Here is a 17,397-nt window from a genome sequence, read left to right on the forward strand (position 1 = left end):
GCGTATGTCGAGATTAGCGAAAAAGCCTATTGTACTGCCTTCCGGCGTCAATGTGAAGGTTGAGAGTGATACCGTTGTCGTAGAAGGGAAACTTGGCAAGTTATCACAGGTTTTTCAGCCCTACTATGTGTCTATTGAGGTGGCTGATGGAAAAGTGATGGTAAAACCCAAGGATGTCTATGGGGCTGCAGCCTATGCTGGTTTGTACTGGGCCCTTGTGCGAAACATGGTGAAGGGTGTGTCTGAAGGCTTTTCCAAGCAGTTGACGATTCAGGGTTTGGGATACAAGTGGGAACTCAAGGGAACAAAGCTTGTCTGTACCGTGGGTTTCTCTCATCCTGTTGAGTTTACACCTCCTCAGGGGATTACCCTTGCCCTTGAAAACAACAATACCGTACTGAAGGTTTCTGGGGTGGATAAGCAGCTTGTGGGTCAGGTGGCGGCGAATATTCGAGGTATCAAGCCCCCTGAACCTTATAAGGGCAAAGGTATTCGCTATGTGAACGAACACGTGCGGCTCAAAGAAGGGAAAACAGGGAAATAAGTGAGGTGAGACTATGATTGACAAGGTAAAAGTGAAACGAGAACGGTTTGAGAAAGCAAAGAAGCGCAGCAAAAAGCACCTCAAAGTGGCAGAAGATGCTTGTCGGATTGTCGTTTACAAGTCCAACAAGTATCTCTATGCTCAGATTGTTGATGCTGAAAATCGTGTTCTCGGCTGTGTTTCTTCTATCAGCAAAGAACTGAGAGAGAAAAAGTTAGGCAAGAATATAGCCAGTGCTGAGGTGATTGGTCAGGCTTTAGCTGAAAAGATCAAGGCCTTGAAGGTGAAGAAGGTTGTTTTTGACCGAAATGGATACCGCTATCATGGCAAGGTAAAGGCTCTAGCTGATGCCTGCCGGAAAGCCGGTATACAATTCTAAGTAGAGGTGAGATATGGCAGAGAATAAGGTACAGGCTCAGGAATGGCAGGAAAAGGTTGTGAGTATTCGTCGGGCTGCCAAGGTAACCACCGGAGGAAAGCGTTTCCGTTTCAATGCCCTTGTTGTGGTTGGGAACGGGAAAGGTATGGTTGGCTTTGGTTATGGAAAGGCGAATGAAATGGCTGATGCCATTCGCAAGGCAAAGGACAAGGCTATCAAAGCTGCCGTGAAGATTAACCTGAAAGGAACGACAATTCCCCATGAGGTGATTGGAAAGTACAAGAGTGGAGTGGTGCTTCTCCGACCTGCTTCAAAGGGTACAGGAGTGATTGCAGGTGGAGCAGTCCGTCCCCTTCTTGAACTCGTAGGTATCCACGATGTGCTTACAAAATCGCTTCGTTCAACCAATAGTATCAACTTAGTGAAGGCGACGATGAACGGGCTTTTGAAATTGATGGATATTCAGGAAGTCGCTGAACGTCGTGGGCTTACGGTTGAGAAGATTTTTGGTAAAGAATAGTGGAGGAAGGTATGGCTGTGTTGACAATTAAACCTGCTCCAGGGTCAAAGAAGAAACCGATCGTTGTAGGACGTGGAACGGGTAACGGTCGGGGAAAAACCTGTGGACGTGGACATAAAGGACAGAAGGCCCGTGCAGGGGCTGTGATCCGCCCTGGATATGAGGGTGGTCAGATGCCTCTCTACAGACGGCTTCCCAAGCGTGGTTTTAAGAATGCTCACAAGAAGGTCTTCAATATTATCACCACGGAGATGCTCAATCGTTTCCAGGAAGGGGAGACGGTTGATTATACAGCGCTTGAGAGTAAGGGGCTCATCCGTCACAAGAATTGTCCTGTGAAGGTTTTGGTGAACGGAGAGTTGAAGGTGAAGGGACTGAAACTGAAGGTGAATGCGGTTTCGAGTGGCGCCAAGGCTCTTCTCGAGAAGGCCGGCGTTGCTGTGGAACTTGTATAAAAATACAACAGAAAAGAGGTTCTCATGATTAGGGCATTTTTGAATATTTTTAAGGTCGAGGATCTTCGGAAGCGGTTTCTCTTTTTGATAGGGATGCTTGTGGTGTACCGTATTGGTGCCCATATTCCTGTTCCTGGGGTAGATGTAGCTGAACTGATGAGAAATCGAGGATTTTTCGATGAAGGTGCCTTTGGGAATTTGATGAACCTCTTTTCTGGTGGTGCCCGGGAGAATATTTCTATCTTCTCTCTTGGTATTATGCCTTATATTACCTCAATGATCATCATGCAGCTTTTGAAGGCGATTTTCCCTTCTCTTGACAAGGAGTTTCGTGAGGGACCTGAGGGGAGAAGGAAGTTTCTCCAGTACAGCCGATATGGAACGGTAGTAGTGACCCTGATCCAGGGCTTTCTCTATGCAAGAAGCCTTGTGGCAAGTGCCCCTCAGTTTGTGCTTTCTTCGTTTTCGCCTGTAGGGTTTATCATTGTGTTCTCTCTCTCTGTGACAGCTGGTACGCTTGTTCTTCTCTGGATGGGTGAACAGATTACGGAGAGGGGTATTGGCAATGGGGTATCGATTTTGATTATGGCAGGTATTATTGCTCGTCTTCCCCAGGCACTCATTCAGCTTGTACTCCAGGTGCGAAACAACACCATGGATCCGATGAATCTCATTATTGTGCTTGGGCTTTTCTTCCTCGTGATTGCCCTGGTGGTATTTGAGGAGCAGGCTCTTCGCCATATTCCTATTCAGCATACCAGACGTGCTGGTGGAGGGCAGGGGATTGCTTCTTCTATGCCTTTCAAGATCAATCCTACAGGGGTGATTCCTATCATTTTTGGAAGCTCTCTCATGATGTTTATCACGCCTATTTTTTCTTGGCTTCGCCAGTGGTGGGATGTACCAGTGACACGTTCCCTTGAGATTTTGGCTCAGCCGGGTAATACTTTGTATAATGTGATTTTCTTCCTCTTTATTCTCTTCTTTGCGTATTTTTATCTTGAGATAGAGTTGAATCCTCATGATATTGCAGAGGATCTTCGAAGGAGAGGAGATTTTATCCCCGGGGTGAGACCAGGCCAGAAGACAGAGGAGTATATTGCGGGTATTCTCTATCGGCTTACCCTGCCTGGAGCTATCTTTATCGGAGTTATTGCTCTTCTTCCTAACTGGGTACTCCGATGGATCAATATTCCCGGCCAACTGGCGTATCTGATGGGAGGAACCTCGCTGCTCATTATGGTGAATGTGGCGCTTGAAACCCTCAAGCAGATAGAATCTCAACTCATGATGCATCGGCTTGATGGTTTTATTGAAAAGCGCTCCTTGAGGATGAAGTAGTATGCTGCGGGTGGCATTGATTGCTCCTCCTGGGGGTGGAAAAGGTACCCAGGCAGCCATGATAAAAGAACATTTTCATCTCACCCACATTGCGACAGGGGATATTTTCCGGGCTATCGTGAGGGGTGAGTACAAGGGAAATGCTGACGTAGAGATGATCAAGGGCTACATGTCAAGAGGAGAACTTATTCCTGATCAGGTGGTGATTGATCTCGTACGGGAGAGGATTAGCCAGCCTGATTGTGCAGGGGGATATCTTCTTGATGGATTTCCCAGGACAGTGGAACAGGCCAAGGCTTTTGATAGGATTGAGGAAGACAAGAGGCTTACCCATGTGATCTATCTTTCCGTTCCTCATGAGGTTATCCTTGAGAGGCTTTTGGGGAGATGGACCTGTCCTACCTGTCAGGCCGTGTACCACGAAAAGACCCATCCCCCGAAAGTGGCCGGGGTGTGTGATGTGGATGGAACAAAACTCATCCAGAGAGAGGATGACAAGGAAGAAACCATCCGAAAGCGTCTTGAGGTGTATGAAACCCAGACCATGCCGCTCATTGCGTACTATCGAGACGCCAAAATCTTGACAGAAATCGATGGAAATGCTACAATATATGATGTATTTTCTCGTATAAAGGAGGTATTAAGCGCTTGATGGACAAGGAAGATGTTCTTCGGGTGGATGGGGTTGTTCTTGAACAGCTCCCGAACGCCATGTTTAAGGTAGAATTACCGAGTAAGAAATGTGTGCTTGCACACATTTCTGGCAAGATGAGGCTTAACTCTATCAAGATTATTCCTGGTGATAAAGTGACGCTTGAGATGTCGCCCTACGATCTAACGAAGGGCAGAATCGTGTATCGATATAAATAGGAGAAGTGTATGAAGGTAAGGGCATCGGTAAAGAGAATATGTGAAAATTGTCGGGTTATCCGACGGCATGGGCTGGTGTGGGTGGTATGTGATAACCCCAAGCATAAGCAGCGCCAGCGTGGCTCAAAACGAGGCTAATGGAGGAAAGGCATGGCTCGTATTGCTGGTAGAGAAATACCCGGAAACAAGGCCGTTTTTATCGGACTGACCTATATTTATGGGATTGGTCGAACAACGGCAAACAAGATTGTTGAGATGGCAAAGATTGATCCTCACAAGAAGGTCAAGGATCTGACTGAAGAGGAACTTGCCAAGATTCGTGATATCATTGAGAGTAACTACAAGGTGGAAGGAGATCTTCGCACCGAAGTAGCGATGAATATCAAACGTCTCATTGATATTGGATGCTATCGTGGTCTTCGTCATAAGGCGAAACTGCCTGTTCGAGGTCAGAGAACAAGGACCAATGCTCGTACACGTAAGGGACCTCGAGCGAATAGCATCAAGAAGAAAAAGTAAAGGAGTAGTGTGTCTATGGCAAGAGCAAGAACAAGCACCAAGAAAAAAGACAAAAAGAATGTTATTGAGGGGATCGCTACTATTCGTGCCACTTTCAATAACACCATTATTACCCTGACTGATATGAATGGGAATACGATCGCGTGGGCGAGTGCAGGGGTGGCTGGTTTCAAGGGCTCCAAGAAGGGAACTCCCTATGCGGCTCAGCTTGCCTGTGAAAAAGCGGTTGAAGCTGCCAAGTATCATGGCCTCCAGTATGTTCATGTTCGTGTGAAGGGGCCAGGGGCTGGTCGCGAGGCCGCTATGCGTGCCCTTGCTGCGCAGGGACTCAAGATTAAGACCCTTCGTGATGTCACTCCCATTCCACATAATGGGTGTCGTCCTCGCAAGAAACGAAGAGTATAAGGCAAAAGGAGACTACTATGGGTAGATATACAGGACCTTCCTGCCGTTTGTGTCGCCGTGAGGGTGTGAAGCTTTTCCTCAAGGGAGACCGTTGTCAGTCTGCGAAATGTGCCATGGAGAGACGCAAAAAGTCTCTTATTCCTGGTATGCATGGAGCTGAGCGTAAGAAACTCACTGAATATGGTCTTCAGCTCCGGGAGAAGCAGAAGGTAAAACGGTATTATGGCGTTTATGAGAGACAGTTCCGGAAATACTTTGAGATGGCTACTCGTCATAAGGGTGTGACCGGTGAAATGCTTTTGCAGTATCTGGAACGTCGCTTGGATAATGTGGTGTATGTTTGTGGCTTTGCTCCTTCGCACAAGGCTGCCCGTCAGTTGGTGCGACATGGGCATGTGCTTTTGAATGGAGAGAAGGTGGATATTCCTTCGGTGATTGTCAAGGTTGGGGATGTTATTTCACTGGTGTCTGGGGCAGAAAAGATGGATATGGTGGTTCGTGCGCTGGAAGGGGCCTCTTCCAGAACACTGCCAAGCTGGCTTGAGATTGATCTCAATAAAGTGACCGCTACAGTGAAATCGCTTCCGACCCGTGCAGAAATGTGTCAGGGAGTTATGGTGAACGAGCAGGCCATTGTGGAATTGTACTCCAAGTAATGCCTGACACAAGGTAGTGGAGGAAGAGATGAGTCAGGGTTTTTTGTTTAAGGATATCATTTTGCCTCATGAGACGAAGTTTGATGGGCAGACTTTTACCTCTTATTATGGGAAGTTTTCTATTTATCCCTTTGACAAGGGGGTAGGGGTAACCATAGCAAATTCTCTTCGTCGGGTCTTGTTGAGTGCTATTCCCGGGTATGCCATCACCGCTATCAAGATTGAGGGAGTTAATCACGAGTTTGAACCCATCAAAGGAGTGAAAGAGGATCTTGTTGATGTGATTTTAGCCATCAAGAAGATAAACCTCAAGCTGGTCGATGGTTCGGAGAAAAAGGTAATCCACGTGAAAAAGAAGGGACCAGGTGAGCTTTTGGCCAAGGATTTTGCTGTGGATGCCACCATTGAGGTGATGAATCCTGATCTGAAGATTGCCACGTTGAATGAAGATGCTGAGCTTTATATGGATGTGACTATTGAGTATGGTCGAGGGTATCGTTCAGCTGAGGATCTTTTGGCCAAGGAAAGTGTGATCTCTCAGATCCCGGTAGATGCTCTTTTTTCTCCTATTACACGGGTGAACTATATGATTGAGGACTACCGTGTGGGAGAGAGAACAGACTGTGAAAAGGTGGTTCTGGAGGTCTGGACCAAGGGAACGATTGATCCTCGTGAGGCAGTTTCTATGGCTGCGGCTATCCTTCGCAAGTATTTTTCTCTTCTCACCACCTTTGAAGAAGAAGATCTTGATATGAGTCGTGGAATGGATAGGCAGGGTGAGATCTTGGAACGACCTATTGAGGATCTTCACCTTTCCGCACGGGCTTACAATTGTTTGAAGTCTGTGGGTATTACCACGATTGGGGATCTGGTGAATTATGATCCGGTTTCTCTCTCAAAGATCAAAAACTTTGGGAAGAAATCTCTCACAGAGATCTCTGACAAACTGGCCATGTATAATCTCAGTTTGAAGAGTAGTTCATCTGATGAAGAGATAGAGGATCTTTCTGAAGAAAACGAGGAACAGGAGTAGAGTATGAGACACGGGAATAGGGTGAAAAAGCTCAGCCGAACCACATCTCATCGGCGGGCTTTGGTACGGAATTTAGCCACAAGTTTATTCAAATATGAGCGGATTATCACCACGGTGGAAAAGGCAAAGTTTATTCGTCCCTTTGCTGAGAAGCTGATTACCAAGGCAAAGACGGATACTGTGGCTTCGCGCCGAAAGGTTTTTGAGACTATCCGTGATGAGGCTGTGTTGAATAAGCTTTTTGTGGATATTGCCAAGCGGTATGCCAATCGACCTGGTGGGTATACACGTATCATTCGGTTAGGATATCGTTCCAACGATGGGGCTGAAAGAGCTATTATCGAACTGGTCGAGGAAAAGCTCGAAAATGCTACCGAAAAGAATGCGAAATAAGTTTCTTTTCTGGGTTATCCTTCCCCTATCGATACTGTCGATAGGGGCGTTTTTTTTATCATGGCACATAGCGGCGTGGCTTTTTGTGGTTCTTTTTTTTGTGGCGCTTGTTTCAGGCCGTCGAATGCGGGAGTTTTTTTCCAGGGCGTGGAAGATTGTGTGGATCACGCTGCCGGTTCTTTTTTTTACCCTTCGGACAAAACAAACAGGGCTCTCTTTGGGGTGGTTTTATCTTGATCCGGTGATTGAGTATGGGGTTTTGGTCTTGCGGCTGATTAACTTTAGTCTTGCTTTCTGGCTACTCCAGGAATTCTGGTACTTTCCCCTGGCGAAAAGGTGGAATTGGTGGGGTTTTCGGGTTTTCTGGAGGTCTTTTGGGCTTGTGATGGATATGTGGAACGATATTCTTCTCTGGCCAAAAGAGCGGTTTTCTCTCAGGGAATGGGTGGAGAGACGTTATGGGCAGGGTAGGGGAGAGGATGGTCAAGTTTCTGAGGAAAATATCGATAATCTCTATACGAAGACAAAGGAGTAGGGTATGAGGTATATATGGATACTTCTTCTTCCGGCTATGATGATGGGACAAAGGATTCCATGGGATAGAATTAAGGATTCTGGGGTGAGGCTTGCCCTTCGTACCTACTCAGAGGCGTATGTTTTTAGTTCTACCAATCTCAGATTTGAGGGATATACCATTGGGGATGTGCGCTTTTTTACCAATTTTTTCCATGTGAGAAGGTTGAGTCTTTACAACAATCGTATTGAGGATGTAAGTCCTTTGGCCGTTCTGACCAATCTTGTCTATCTCAATCTTGGGAAAAACAGGATTAAAGATGTGTCGGTGCTTTCGAATCTCACGGGGCTTGAGGTGTTGATTCTTCACGACAATGTAGAGATCACGAATGTGAGGGGAGTTCACAGGATCCCTTCTTTACGGGAACTGGATCTTCGTAATACCCACGTCTATCACAATAGTTTCAAAACCTGGGCATTTACCAACACGCTGGGGATCTATGATCGTGAGGGACAATACCACGAGATTACCCCTGAGGAAAAGGAAAAATGGGGGCTCAACAATAGTATGGTGGTTCCTGCCTGGTATTAACGGAATTGCTGGTCAAGAAGAGAGAGATTTTTCTTTGCCAGTTCTTTCCATGGGCGGGGATAGTCTCCGTTGATAACCATCTGGTAGAGTTCTTTGGCACGTTTCAGATTTCGGAGCCCTTCGTAGAGCTGAGCTGTCTGGATCATTGCCTGGGCGGCCAAGCCCTTGTCTTTGATAGAAACGGCAAGGGTATCCAACCGGCTGGTAAGAGAAACGTCTGAGATGCCGGCATTTATCATAACTCTTCCTGTGGCTATCACAGCCGGGGGTACCACGTTTCCACCGGCATCGAGTGCCTGGACAAGGTATTCGAGAGACTTGGTGGGACGTTGAAGGGCTTCGTAGTAGAGGCCGTAATAGTAGGCTTGATATCCTTTTTCTTGAATGGTTTCTATGCGATTGGAGGCTTTGGTGAAAAGCCGCTGTTTGAGGTAATACTCAATGAGGGAATAGGTGAGGGTTTCTTTCTCACTGTCGGAAAAGGTGGCATCAGAGAGGGCACTTTCAAGGTTTTTGATGGCTTCTCCAGGAGGAAGGGGCCTAAGGCTTGCCAAAAACCAGTCCACATTCTGCGGAACGGTTTTTTGAGAGACGTTTGTCTGGGTATTGGTTTCGTCCATAGCAAGCTGGGGTTTTCGTGTGGTGATGTTGGTGCTTTCTGGCGTTTGCTGGGGTTTTTGTACCTGGAAATAATACGTAAGACTTTTCTGGAGTCGGCCATCAAGGTCATAGTACTCAAAGATAGCCCGTCCACTGTTGGTATGAGCCTGGAAGGAGAAGAATTTCTGGGCGGGATCTGAGGATTCCTTGAGATAGGTAACGCCTTTGGCGGATTTGAGGCTGACAAGTACATTCTCTCCGGGGAGTTGAACCACGAACTCTTTGTTGGCCGGTATGGTCATATAACGGCTTTCCTGTGGTATGGAGGGAGTGGATGGTGCTTGGGTAGGGGTTCGGGAAATCTGGTTGGTAGGGGTGATGTGTTCTGGATAAGAAAGACCGCTTTCCTCAAGGAAGTCCTTGAGGCTGAACCACTCGGCTCTATCCAAATTTCGAAGGAGAATGAAACCTTCCTGATGACAACCAAGAAGCAAAAGGGAAATAAAAAGCAGGGGAAAAGGCTTTTTTATGCACATGATCATAACTCCTTGTGGTTTTTGAGAAGTCGAAGGTAGGCCATGGCTTCTTGATGGTTGGGGTCGTAGGTTATGGCCTGAGTAAGGAAGGGAAGAGCTTCTTGTTTATAGTGGTTTTTGAGAAAAAGAAGGGCGATCTCATAACAGAAGTTGGCATCCTTTTTGGTCTCACAAAGAGAGAGGAAAAGAGAGGAGGCTTTGGCAATTTCTCTGGTTTGTAAATAACAAAGCCCCAACGCATAAGAAAGGGTGGGATGATCTGTCATGGTAAGGGCACGAAGCAGAATCTCCTGGGCTTTTTGCCACTGATGACGGTCCATTTCGACCAGGGCAAGTCCGTAAAGAAGATTTGGATCATCTGGAAAAGAGGAAAGGGTATTTGAAAACCACAAATAGGCTTTGTCTCTTTCTCCTATGGAGAGGTAGGTTTTTCCAATACAGTAGGCCGCATAGGGATGAAAATCTGGAGATGGAGAGAGGGAAGAAGCAAGCGAGGCAATGGTTTCTATTGTCTCTTCTCCAGTGGAGAAAAGAGCCATAATGAGAAGGGTGAGGGTTTCTTTGTCCTGGAAGAGGGTGTAGGCTTTCTGGAGAAGTTGAGAAGCCTCAGGATATTTTCCTAGGGAAAAAGCAAAAGAACCGGCGATTTTGAGAAAAACCGGGTCTTTTGTGTGGTTATAGGCTTCTTCGCAGGCAAAGAGGAATTCGTTTGCTTCCCCTGGAGAGGAGAGGGTATCAAGATAGCTCAGCCATAATGAGGAGTCCTTGGGTTGGAGTCTGATAGCCTGCCAAAGGTGTTCTCTGGTCTTTTCTATGTTCTGAATACTTTTCCAGGCGGCGGCAAGTTGTCTATGCCATTCACTGTCAAGCCATCCTTTTTGGTTGGCTTCCTCAATCAGAGAGATGGCTTTTTGAGTATCTTTGGCGAGGATTTTGCTTATGGCCACGATAAGGGTAGCTAAGGGAAATTTTTCTCTCTCATGGGAGAGAATATCTTCGCAGAAAAGAGCGGCTTTGTGGTAGTCTTGTTTTTTGAGTTGACAAATAGCCATCCCATACAAAAGGGAGGTGTCGGAGGGAAACCTCGAAAGAGCCATTTCGAGAAAGGCTTCTGCCATAGGAATGTTTATGGTGATGAGTTCGTTTGCTATATCGTACGTGAGAGATGGCGTTATCGTAGCGTGTTCCCACCACTTCTGGATGTAGGACTCAAACGGCTCCTGAAGTCGAATGAGGGTTTTGATGAGAGTGGCAAGGGCTTCTTCAGGAGCAAGGCTATCCTGTATGGTAGAAAGCAGGATCTCTTTTGCCGTCTTGAGATCGTTCATTTCAAAGGCACATATACCCATCATGGTCTGGATGGTGAGTTCGTTTGGCGAAAGTTTGTCATACCACTGAAAGTAGCGAAAAGCCTCTTTGTATTGGCCATCAAGATAACAACTCCAGCCCAATTTTTCTAAGATGGAGAGCTTGTTTTCCCCAGGTCTTTCTAAAAGCTTTCGATAGAGAGCGATAGCCTCGCTATATCTCTGGTTGGTAAAGAGTTCGTCTGCCTGCACCAAGTCTGGAGAAAGAGAGGGATTATTTCCCGGCATAGGGAATGAGTACCACCTTGAGGGTAATTTTGATGTCATTGGTTGTGGTTTCATAGGAGAGAGCCTCAAGATACCCTTTGGCTGTGTAGTTGGAGAGAGTTGAGAGGTTTTCTTTGAGACCTTCAGAAAGAACCATCATCACCGGTGAGGCTTTGATTTTGTTGGCGACTATCCATTTTTTTATTTCAAGGCTTTTTTCAGGAGGGGAGGGAAGAAGAATGGAGATTTCCAGGGGAAGGGTGGCAATGTACCATTTACCTATGGTTTTTGTCTTGATGCGGTTTTGTTCTTCTGGAGAGAGTTCAGTGGCGGAGATTTGTTTGATGGCCACGGTTTCGTCTTTTTTCACGACGAGAAAGCCATCTCGGATCAGTCCAAGAGTGAGTCGTAGGTTCATCTCGGCTAATTCTGGCATGAGATCAATCCCGATCGCCTCTCCTTTGAAGAAGAGTTTTTGAGGCGAGGGGGCTTTTGTCTTGGGAGTACAGCCAAAGAGAACAAGAAGACAAAAGGTGAACATCATATATTTTTTCATGATCACTCCTTTGGAAAAGAAAGATTTTTTTCAATCATGGTACAAAAGACGGGGACAAGTTCGGGGTCAAACTGAGTACCTGCACATCGGGTAAGTTCGGCAAGGGCTTCTGCTGGTTTTCTGGCTGGTTTGTATACCCGTTCGGCGACCATGGCACTGTACGCATCAGCAATAGCCATGATTCGGGCGAGTTTTGGGATGGACTCTCCCCGTTTTCCTTCGGGATAGCCGTTTCCGTCCCAGTATTCGTGGTGATAGTAAACAATGTCAAGGATGTCTTTATCAAATTGGGCAATGGGGTAGAGAATCTTCTTTCCTATTACGGGATGTTGTTTCACAATAGCATATTCATCAGGGGTGAGCCTTCCGGGCTTGAAGAGGATTTCGTCCTTGACCCCTACCTTGCCAATGTCATGAAGAATACCACCGATACGAAGTTTTTCCAGATCGGTTTCAGAAAGGCCAAGTTCTTTGCCTAAGAGTTCTCCATACCATGCTACGTCCTGAGAGTGTCTCAGCGTGTTGATGTCCCTTGCTTCAAGGATATAAATAGTAGAGGAAAGAATTTCATAAAATATATGGGCGAGGTTGTCTGTGGCTTCTTTGACCTTTGTTTCCAGAGTCTGAACATAGAGTTTTTTTTCATCAAGAAGATGAAGATGTTCCACAAGTCTCCCAATAGTGTGGAGAAATTCCTCAATATTGATGGGCTTGATGATATAATCGTAAACGCCTAATTTCAAAGCTTGCCTGACCTTTTCTATGTCTGCGTATCCTGAGACCATAATGGCTGAAAGTTCACTGTTTTTTCGGAAGGCTTCTCGAACGAAGTCTATACCTGACATTCCAGGGAGAAGAATATCCACGATGAGAATATCGATGGACTCATGTTCTAAAGTGGTGATGGCTTCTTCGGCGCTTAAGGCGGAGAATACCCGAAAGGTATAGGGTTGAAGCGTGAGTACCTCAGAGAGGAGTTTGACAATGGACCTGTCATCATCCACGATGAGATAGGAGAGTTTTCGTTCCATACTTTTCCCCCATTTTTTCTCTTATTCATTATAGCAACAAGAAGGAAATAAAGCAACTTTGCAGCTAAAGAAAGAGAGAAATTGAGGGGGATGGGCGTTTGTTTGAGGAAGAAGGGGAAGAAAGGATGGGCTATTTCCATGTTTCAGCAAAACCCTCTTGCAAGCTGAAACAAAGTCATAGCCTTCTTTGTAAAAACCCGAGAAGAATGATATTTTGAGACCTTTACACGAATGTGCGAAGGTCTCAAGAATATAATAAATAAGTCTATTTTTTTAGATAAAAAAGACAAACAAGCTCCTGTAAACAGAAAAAGCAGGGAAGAGGGGCGTAGCTCTTGACGCAGAAAGGGCAAGAAAACACCCGTGCAAGGGTCTCATTTTGACACAATTCTTTTTGTTTTTGGGATGTGGGTTTATTTTTTGATAAAAGGAACAAGAGAGGTAAAGAGATAGGCAAAAAACACGTCGGGAGGCATATCCTTGAGCACTTTTTCCTGGAGAACCTGGTAGAGTTCTTCTCTGTCTTTGACACCCATTTTGGTGTAGAGCTGATTGATGTGATATTTCACGGTAGGAAGGGAGATGAAGTTTTCTTTGGCTATTGTCTGGATTCGTTTTCCTTGAAGGATACCCCGGAGAATATTGATTTCTCTTGCGGTGAGACGATAATGTTCCCAGAGTCTTTCCCGAGGAAGAAGAAGGTGGTCTAACCATTCCTGGAGAGAGATGGAGAAAAACCGTACGCCTTTTTCCGTTCCTGGAGTAGGGAGTGAAACAGGAAACCAAAAGGAAAGATGCCAGCAGGTTTTATCGGAAGGGTCTTTACAAGGGAGAACGCGATAAATTTGGGGAGTTCCCTCTAATGCCTTGGTGTAGTAACTCTTGACGATAGAATCATCATGAAAGAGATCCTGAAAAGATAGACTCTTTTCATCCTGGATACCGAGGGTCTTTTTTGCGATGGTATTGGCATAGAAAATTTTTCCGTCACTATGAAAATCAATGAGCAGAAAAGGAAGGCTGTCCGCTAATGATTGAAAATACTCTCCTAAGTGGCGGATGGTATTTTCTTTTTGTTTTCTATCAAGATCAAGAACCTTTACCCTTTCTGATTCATTGAGAGCAAGATGAATCATTACCCCCAAATCCCTTTCTTCAAAGGGTTTGACAAGATAACCAAAGATATTGAGGCTCCGGATCCTGGCGATGTATGCCCCTGTCGAATAAGCGGTGAGACAAATGATAGGAACATATTGGCGACGGAGGATTTCTTCAGCAAGGTCGAGGCCATTTTTCTCACCTGCGAGGACAATGTCCATGATAATCACATCCGGTTGATGTTTTTCGAAAGCTTCCAGTCCGTCCTCAAAGCTGCGGGCTGTAGCACATATCTCGTAGTGATGCCTTTCTATCAGCCGGGCAATATTCCAGCTAATGATAGCCTCGTCCTCGACGAGAAGGATTTTTTTACTCTTGTTCTCCATACATTTATACTATACCACAAAAAAGAAAAAAAACAACTATACCAGAGGTATAGTTTTTCATTTTGTGATACAAAGTGCGATAGAAACGGAAAAGGTGTGAGGAAAGTGTCTTTGAAAGGGAGGGGGAGGTGGAGGTAGTGAACTTCTGGCTATTACCTTATTTCAGCAAAACTCATGAGACAAGGAGAAGAAGAGGTGAGGTTTTAGCCTTTGGCTATTCCCTTGTTTCAGCCAACCACCCCCTGATTAAACGTTTAACCCACTGCCATACAAACCCCCCACACCCCTTCCTATCACCCTGTCTCAGCAAACAAGCCCCCTTTGGCTGAAATAAGGGAATAGCAAAAATTTCCAGCGCCCTTCTCCCAGAGAGAAGAGCAGGTCCTAATACTATGTGTCAGCAAACATACGCTTCCCAAAGACCTTGGCTATTACCCTATTTCAGCAAAACCATATGCTTTGGGGTCAACGAGGATAGTACAATTGCTCCTTTGGCTATTACCTTATTTCAGCACCCCCCTTCTTTTTGCTGAAACAAGGGAATAGCACGAGAAAAATTTCCTGCCATAACAACTTTCTAACCACTTCTGGACAACCTTGACAATATTTTGGTAACGTTTTTTTCAGGAGACCTGCAGTGGGAAGATGAGGAAAAGCAAAAAAAAGTTCCTCCCTGGCCGATAATAGGACACAAGGAGGAACCCATGCGTAAAGAATTCACCTTCACTTTGACTATCGACTACCCTGACACAAAACTTGAGACGTTAGTGGTGGTTTTTCTCCAGGCCATCAAAGGAGTGTTTGAGTCATTTGTTCATCAGATTTCTGTAGAAGTGGCAGAAAAAGAAATAAAAGAAGGTCGTATCACCTGTACATGCGGAGAAAAACATCACTTCATATGGAAAACAAAGCATGGAAAAAACACTGTTTTTGTTCTGATGCCCTTTGGAAAGATCACTCTTCCTCAGCTCCAAATTCAATGCAAAAAGTGTGGAAGAAAACTTTTTCTCACAAGATCTCTTCTTGGTGTAGAAAAGCGAAAAAGGCAAATCCTGAAAGATATCTACAGAGTGGCTTTAGCCGGGGCTCTTACCACCTATCGAGTGGCCGCTCGTATTCTTTCCTTCACAGGGTATAAAATAGGTCTTAGCACCCTCTGGAAAAACCTTCAAAATATTGGGAGAAAGATACATTTCAGTATCTCAGAAAAAGAAAAACCCTGTGGAGAAGCCGATGGGACGGGTATTCCTGTTCAGGGCAAGAAAAAAGGAGAAGAAGCTAAAATTCTTTTGCAGGAGAGGCAACAAGCCTCCCCATTGACAGGAAAAAATACAAGAATAGCAGGCCTTCTTGTGGATAATTACCATGCAGGTTGGGACAAACTTCTTAAGCCCATTCAAGAAAAACACTCTTTTTCTCGGTTTTTTCTTGTTGTCGATGGAGATACAGGGATTAACCAGGGCAAACATCCCGGTATCGTTTTTCAACGATGTTTGTGGCATGTAAGTTATCAATTGAAGTATTTTCTTCGTCTTGATAGAGTGAGATATCGTTCTTCTGAGTGGACAAATATTGTCGCTGAAACAGGGAAAGCCTGTTTCTTGGGGTACAAAAATGACTGGCAAACAAGACTTGGTTATCAAAGCGAGCGCAGACAGCATATTCAGAATCTTCTTGACTTATTTCACGAAAAAGGGCGCAAACATTGTTTTTATTATCTTCTTCGTGCTCAAAAAGACATGTTCGCCTGTGACAGTGAAGATGGTTTGCCAGGAACAACCTCAAGGGCAGAACGGGTGATGCGAACCATAAACCAGAGAATGGATGTAGGGGTATGGAAAAGAGAAGGGGCAACCAATGTTCTTGCTGTGCGTTTGCATTACTACTATAATCGTGATGAGGCTATCGATGGTGTCTACTGGCAGGATGTGATATAAAACATAGGGATGGTACGTACTTATTGCCCTGTTTTATGGCCTAAAAAGGGTACTTTCCCCAGAAAAAACTTGTTTATCTAAAATGTTCCCTGTATACTACAGTTGACAAAAATCTTTTGAGCCAGGGGTAACTTCTTTATCCTTTTCTCTCTCTTTCAGGTCTCCTGTTGGAAACGTAATCAATATTTTTTCGATAATATATACAAAGAAAAAAACAGGAGGCTCCTATGACAAAAGATGTTTTCACCTACAGCGAAGAAGAGACTATCCAATTTTTTGAAGATCTCTTCTGGCACGGAAAAATCCGCTGTCCCCGATGTGAAAATTCCGCCTACCGACTCTCCAGTCGTCCTCTCTACCAGTGCAGGCATTGCCGTTACCAGTTTTCCATCAAAAGCATTTCCATCATGCGCAAAAGTCATCTTTCTCTCAAAACCTGGCTCTGCGCTATGGCTATTATCTGTGAAGGAAACGTTAACGGCGTGAGTCTTGCCAAACATCTTGGTGTAAGCTACAAAGCCGCCTGGCTACTTCTCCACAAGGTCCGTAACCTGATGCGAGCCCTTTCGGCAAGGCAAAAACACCACCTTCGCCACCTTCTTCGGAAATTTTTTCTTCTCCCTGGCATCAAAAAAGTCCAGAGGGAAAAGAAACGGCCCTTTCAGCTTATCGAATGTGATAATGCGTCCTCTCCCACCCATTTTCACATTCACCTTGTAGAGAATATCTCGTGCGATAGTCTTAAGACACTCTTCTCCTGCCAAAGCATGAGGGCCATTCTTGATGCTCCTGAAGCTTTTTCTGATATCTTTCAGCAACTTGTTAACCGACTTGAAAACCTTTATCACCATGGCTGTCGAAAACACCCTCAGCGCTACATTGATGAGTTTTGTCTTTTTTCATTGTATCAGGACTCTGACCTTCGAATGAAAAAGCTTTTGTCGATGATAAATAGGGAAGAGCTTCTGCTCCCTTACAAGACGCTCATTCAGGAATCCATCGTCCTGTAGGAAAGGCGTACCGACGACTGGGATTTTTCCTGAGGTGTTCCAACTTCTTATCCTAAAAAGTCTTCGAAGTCTGCTTCTCGTCTGGATATTCGTTTGCAAAAGGGAAAAAGAGTGATGAGACCTTTGCACGAATGTGCAAAGGTCTCAAAAAAGTAGTAAAAAACAAAAAATAGTATAAAAATGTTCCTTAACGTAATAAATAAAACTATTCCTTTGAACAAAAAAAGATAAATAAGCCCTCGTGAACGGAAAAATCGGGGTTTCAGGGGCATAGCCCATGACCCAGATAGGACAAGAAAGCACCCGTGCAAGGGTCTCGTGATGATTGAAGATAAAAGCCCTTTGCACATTCGTGCAAGTGGCTCGATAATTTATTCTTTGCACAACGAAAAGGGAGCTTGGAAGGGATGAGGAAGATAAAAAGAAGGGGAAAAGGTTTATTACCGGCT

General features: G+C 45.1%; 22 protein-coding genes. 17 read left to right on the top strand and 5 right to left on the bottom strand.

Annotation, left to right across the window (positions count from 1 at the left end):
* Window positions 1-4: 4 nt before the first annotated feature.
* From rplF to BREVNS_RS07110, 15 genes are read left to right on the top strand one after another with little or no spacing between them, the layout of a single operon-like run.
* On the top strand, window positions 5-544 hold the full coding sequence (gene rplF, locus BREVNS_RS07040; protein ID WP_483426314.1) for a 50S ribosomal protein L6: 540 nt from the start codon (window positions 5-7) through the stop codon (window positions 542-544).
* A gap of 13 nt (window positions 545-557) precedes the next feature.
* Window positions 558-923, top strand: a complete 366-nt coding sequence (rplR, locus tag BREVNS_RS07045; RefSeq protein WP_483426315.1) for a 50S ribosomal protein L18 — start codon at window positions 558-560, stop codon at window positions 921-923.
* Window positions 924-936: 13 nt separating this feature from the next.
* Entirely contained in the window at window positions 937-1,443 is a 507-nt protein-coding gene (rpsE, locus tag BREVNS_RS07050; protein WP_483426316.1) for a 30S ribosomal protein S5, read from the top strand.
* Window positions 1,444-1,454: 11 nt separating this feature from the next.
* Window positions 1,455-1,898 (top strand): 50S ribosomal protein L15, encoded by a 444-nt coding sequence (gene rplO, locus BREVNS_RS07055; RefSeq protein ID WP_483426317.1) that lies wholly within the window; start codon window positions 1,455-1,457, stop codon window positions 1,896-1,898.
* A gap of 24 nt (window positions 1,899-1,922) precedes the next feature.
* Entirely contained in the window at window positions 1,923-3,239 is a 1,317-nt protein-coding gene (gene secY, locus BREVNS_RS07060) for a preprotein translocase subunit SecY (protein WP_483426318.1), read from the top strand.
* A 1-nt stretch (window position 3,240) separates the two neighbouring features.
* The gene (locus BREVNS_RS07065; protein WP_483426319.1) at window positions 3,241-3,891 is read left to right on the top strand and encodes an adenylate kinase; all 651 of its coding nucleotides are present in this window, start codon (window positions 3,241-3,243) and stop codon (window positions 3,889-3,891) included.
* The gene (infA, locus tag BREVNS_RS07070) at window positions 3,891-4,109 is read left to right on the top strand and encodes a translation initiation factor IF-1 (protein WP_483426320.1); all 219 of its coding nucleotides are present in this window, start codon (window positions 3,891-3,893) and stop codon (window positions 4,107-4,109) included. The genes BREVNS_RS07065 and infA overlap by 1 nt, the downstream gene beginning before the upstream one ends.
* Before the next feature lie 9 nt (window positions 4,110-4,118).
* On the top strand, window positions 4,119-4,247 hold the full coding sequence (rpmJ, locus tag BREVNS_RS07075) for a 50S ribosomal protein L36 (RefSeq protein ID WP_483426321.1): 129 nt from the start codon (window positions 4,119-4,121) through the stop codon (window positions 4,245-4,247).
* Window positions 4,248-4,259: 12 nt separating this feature from the next.
* Window positions 4,260-4,628 (top strand): 30S ribosomal protein S13, encoded by a 369-nt coding sequence (gene rpsM / locus BREVNS_RS07080; RefSeq protein ID WP_483426322.1) that lies wholly within the window; start codon window positions 4,260-4,262, stop codon window positions 4,626-4,628.
* Between the two features lie 15 nt (window positions 4,629-4,643).
* Entirely contained in the window at window positions 4,644-5,033 is a 390-nt protein-coding gene (gene rpsK / locus BREVNS_RS07085) for a 30S ribosomal protein S11 (protein ID WP_483426323.1), read from the top strand.
* Between the two features lie 17 nt (window positions 5,034-5,050).
* Window positions 5,051-5,689: a 30S ribosomal protein S4 gene (rpsD, locus tag BREVNS_RS07090; protein WP_483426324.1), complete on the top strand. Its 639-nt coding sequence runs from the start codon at window positions 5,051-5,053 to the stop codon at window positions 5,687-5,689.
* Between the two features lie 28 nt (window positions 5,690-5,717).
* Complete coding sequence (locus BREVNS_RS07095; RefSeq protein ID WP_483426325.1) at window positions 5,718-6,722, top strand: DNA-directed RNA polymerase subunit alpha; 1,005 nt, start codon at window positions 5,718-5,720, stop codon at window positions 6,720-6,722.
* 3 nt (window positions 6,723-6,725) lie between these two features.
* Window positions 6,726-7,115: a 50S ribosomal protein L17 gene (rplQ, locus tag BREVNS_RS07100; protein WP_483426326.1), complete on the top strand. Its 390-nt coding sequence runs from the start codon at window positions 6,726-6,728 to the stop codon at window positions 7,113-7,115.
* Window positions 7,090-7,650 carry a hypothetical protein gene (locus BREVNS_RS07105; protein ID WP_483426327.1) on the top strand — a complete coding sequence of 187 codons (561 nt, stop codon included), beginning with the start codon at window positions 7,090-7,092 and terminating at the stop codon, window positions 7,648-7,650. Before rplQ ends, BREVNS_RS07105 begins: the two co-directional genes overlap by 26 nt.
* Window positions 7,651-7,653: 3 nt before the next feature.
* Window positions 7,654-8,220 carry a leucine-rich repeat domain-containing protein gene (locus BREVNS_RS07110; RefSeq protein WP_483426328.1) on the top strand — a complete coding sequence of 189 codons (567 nt, stop codon included), beginning with the start codon at window positions 7,654-7,656 and terminating at the stop codon, window positions 8,218-8,220.
* Here BREVNS_RS07110 and BREVNS_RS07115 read toward each other — a convergent pair.
* From BREVNS_RS07115 to BREVNS_RS07135, 5 genes are all read right to left on the bottom strand, one after another.
* Entirely contained in the window at window positions 8,217-9,356 is a 1,140-nt protein-coding gene (locus BREVNS_RS07115) for a hypothetical protein (RefSeq protein WP_483426329.1), read from the bottom strand. The genes BREVNS_RS07110 and BREVNS_RS07115 overlap by 4 nt on opposite strands.
* Window positions 9,357-9,358: 2 nt before the next feature.
* Window positions 9,359-10,951 carry a tetratricopeptide repeat protein gene (locus BREVNS_RS07120; RefSeq protein ID WP_483426330.1) on the bottom strand — a complete coding sequence of 531 codons (1,593 nt, stop codon included), beginning with the start codon at window positions 10,949-10,951 and terminating at the stop codon, window positions 9,359-9,361.
* On the bottom strand, window positions 10,938-11,486 hold the full coding sequence (locus BREVNS_RS07125) for a hypothetical protein (protein WP_483426331.1): 549 nt from the start codon (window positions 11,484-11,486) through the stop codon (window positions 10,938-10,940). Before BREVNS_RS07125 ends, BREVNS_RS07120 begins: the two co-directional genes overlap by 14 nt.
* Before the next feature lie 2 nt (window positions 11,487-11,488).
* On the bottom strand, window positions 11,489-12,517 hold the full coding sequence (locus BREVNS_RS07130; RefSeq protein WP_483426332.1) for an HD domain-containing phosphohydrolase: 1,029 nt from the start codon (window positions 12,515-12,517) through the stop codon (window positions 11,489-11,491).
* Between the two features lie 413 nt (window positions 12,518-12,930).
* Window positions 12,931-14,001, bottom strand: a complete 1,071-nt coding sequence (locus BREVNS_RS07135) for a response regulator (RefSeq protein ID WP_483426333.1) — start codon at window positions 13,999-14,001, stop codon at window positions 12,931-12,933.
* Between the two features lie 704 nt (window positions 14,002-14,705).
* Here BREVNS_RS07135 and BREVNS_RS07140 point away from each other — a divergent pair.
* Both BREVNS_RS07140 and BREVNS_RS07145 read left to right on the top strand, forming a co-directional pair.
* Window positions 14,706-15,938 (top strand): hypothetical protein, encoded by a 1,233-nt coding sequence (locus BREVNS_RS07140; protein WP_483426076.1) that lies wholly within the window; start codon window positions 14,706-14,708, stop codon window positions 15,936-15,938.
* A gap of 227 nt (window positions 15,939-16,165) precedes the next feature.
* Entirely contained in the window at window positions 16,166-16,948 is a 783-nt protein-coding gene (locus BREVNS_RS07145) for a transposase (protein WP_483426334.1), read from the top strand.
* Window positions 16,949-17,397: the final 449 nt, after the last annotated feature.

Origin of the sequence: Longinema margulisiae (assembly GCF_025266855.1) — a bacterium.
In the GTDB taxonomy this organism is placed as follows: Bacteria; Spirochaetota; Brevinematia; order Brevinematales; family Thermospiraceae; genus Thermospira.

Excerpts from the sequence above, each read along its gene's own strand:
- rplF (WP_483426314.1), top strand. The coding sequence starts at position 5 with ATGTCGAGATTAGCGAAAAAGCCTATTGTACTGCCTTCCGGCGTCAAT.
- rplR (WP_483426315.1), top strand. The coding sequence starts at position 558 with ATGATTGACAAGGTAAAAGTGAAACGAGAACGGTTTGAGAAAGCAAAG.
- rpsE (WP_483426316.1), top strand. The coding sequence starts at position 937 with ATGGCAGAGAATAAGGTACAGGCTCAGGAATGGCAGGAAAAGGTTGTG.
- rplO (WP_483426317.1), top strand. The coding sequence starts at position 1,455 with ATGGCTGTGTTGACAATTAAACCTGCTCCAGGGTCAAAGAAGAAACCG.
- secY (WP_483426318.1), top strand. The coding sequence starts at position 1,923 with ATGATTAGGGCATTTTTGAATATTTTTAAGGTCGAGGATCTTCGGAAG.
- BREVNS_RS07065 (WP_483426319.1), top strand. The coding sequence starts at position 3,241 with ATGCTGCGGGTGGCATTGATTGCTCCTCCTGGGGGTGGAAAAGGTACC.
- infA (WP_483426320.1), top strand. The coding sequence starts at position 3,891 with ATGGACAAGGAAGATGTTCTTCGGGTGGATGGGGTTGTTCTTGAACAG.
- rpmJ (WP_483426321.1), top strand. The coding sequence starts at position 4,119 with ATGAAGGTAAGGGCATCGGTAAAGAGAATATGTGAAAATTGTCGGGTT.
- rpsM (WP_483426322.1), top strand. The coding sequence starts at position 4,260 with ATGGCTCGTATTGCTGGTAGAGAAATACCCGGAAACAAGGCCGTTTTT.
- rpsK (WP_483426323.1), top strand. The coding sequence starts at position 4,644 with ATGGCAAGAGCAAGAACAAGCACCAAGAAAAAAGACAAAAAGAATGTT.
- rpsD (WP_483426324.1), top strand. The coding sequence starts at position 5,051 with ATGGGTAGATATACAGGACCTTCCTGCCGTTTGTGTCGCCGTGAGGGT.
- BREVNS_RS07095 (WP_483426325.1), top strand. The coding sequence starts at position 5,718 with ATGAGTCAGGGTTTTTTGTTTAAGGATATCATTTTGCCTCATGAGACG.
- rplQ (WP_483426326.1), top strand. The coding sequence starts at position 6,726 with ATGAGACACGGGAATAGGGTGAAAAAGCTCAGCCGAACCACATCTCAT.
- BREVNS_RS07105 (WP_483426327.1), top strand. The coding sequence starts at position 7,090 with ATGCTACCGAAAAGAATGCGAAATAAGTTTCTTTTCTGGGTTATCCTT.
- BREVNS_RS07110 (WP_483426328.1), top strand. The coding sequence starts at position 7,654 with ATGAGGTATATATGGATACTTCTTCTTCCGGCTATGATGATGGGACAA.
- BREVNS_RS07115 (WP_483426329.1), bottom strand. The coding sequence starts at position 9,356 with ATGTGCATAAAAAAGCCTTTTCCCCTGCTTTTTATTTCCCTTTTGCTT.
- BREVNS_RS07120 (WP_483426330.1), bottom strand. The coding sequence starts at position 10,951 with ATGCCGGGAAATAATCCCTCTCTTTCTCCAGACTTGGTGCAGGCAGAC.
- BREVNS_RS07125 (WP_483426331.1), bottom strand. The coding sequence starts at position 11,486 with ATGAAAAAATATATGATGTTCACCTTTTGTCTTCTTGTTCTCTTTGGC.
- BREVNS_RS07130 (WP_483426332.1), bottom strand. The coding sequence starts at position 12,517 with ATGGAACGAAAACTCTCCTATCTCATCGTGGATGATGACAGGTCCATT.
- BREVNS_RS07135 (WP_483426333.1), bottom strand. The coding sequence starts at position 14,001 with ATGGAGAACAAGAGTAAAAAAATCCTTCTCGTCGAGGACGAGGCTATC.
- BREVNS_RS07140 (WP_483426076.1), top strand. The coding sequence starts at position 14,706 with ATGCGTAAAGAATTCACCTTCACTTTGACTATCGACTACCCTGACACA.
- BREVNS_RS07145 (WP_483426334.1), top strand. The coding sequence starts at position 16,166 with ATGACAAAAGATGTTTTCACCTACAGCGAAGAAGAGACTATCCAATTT.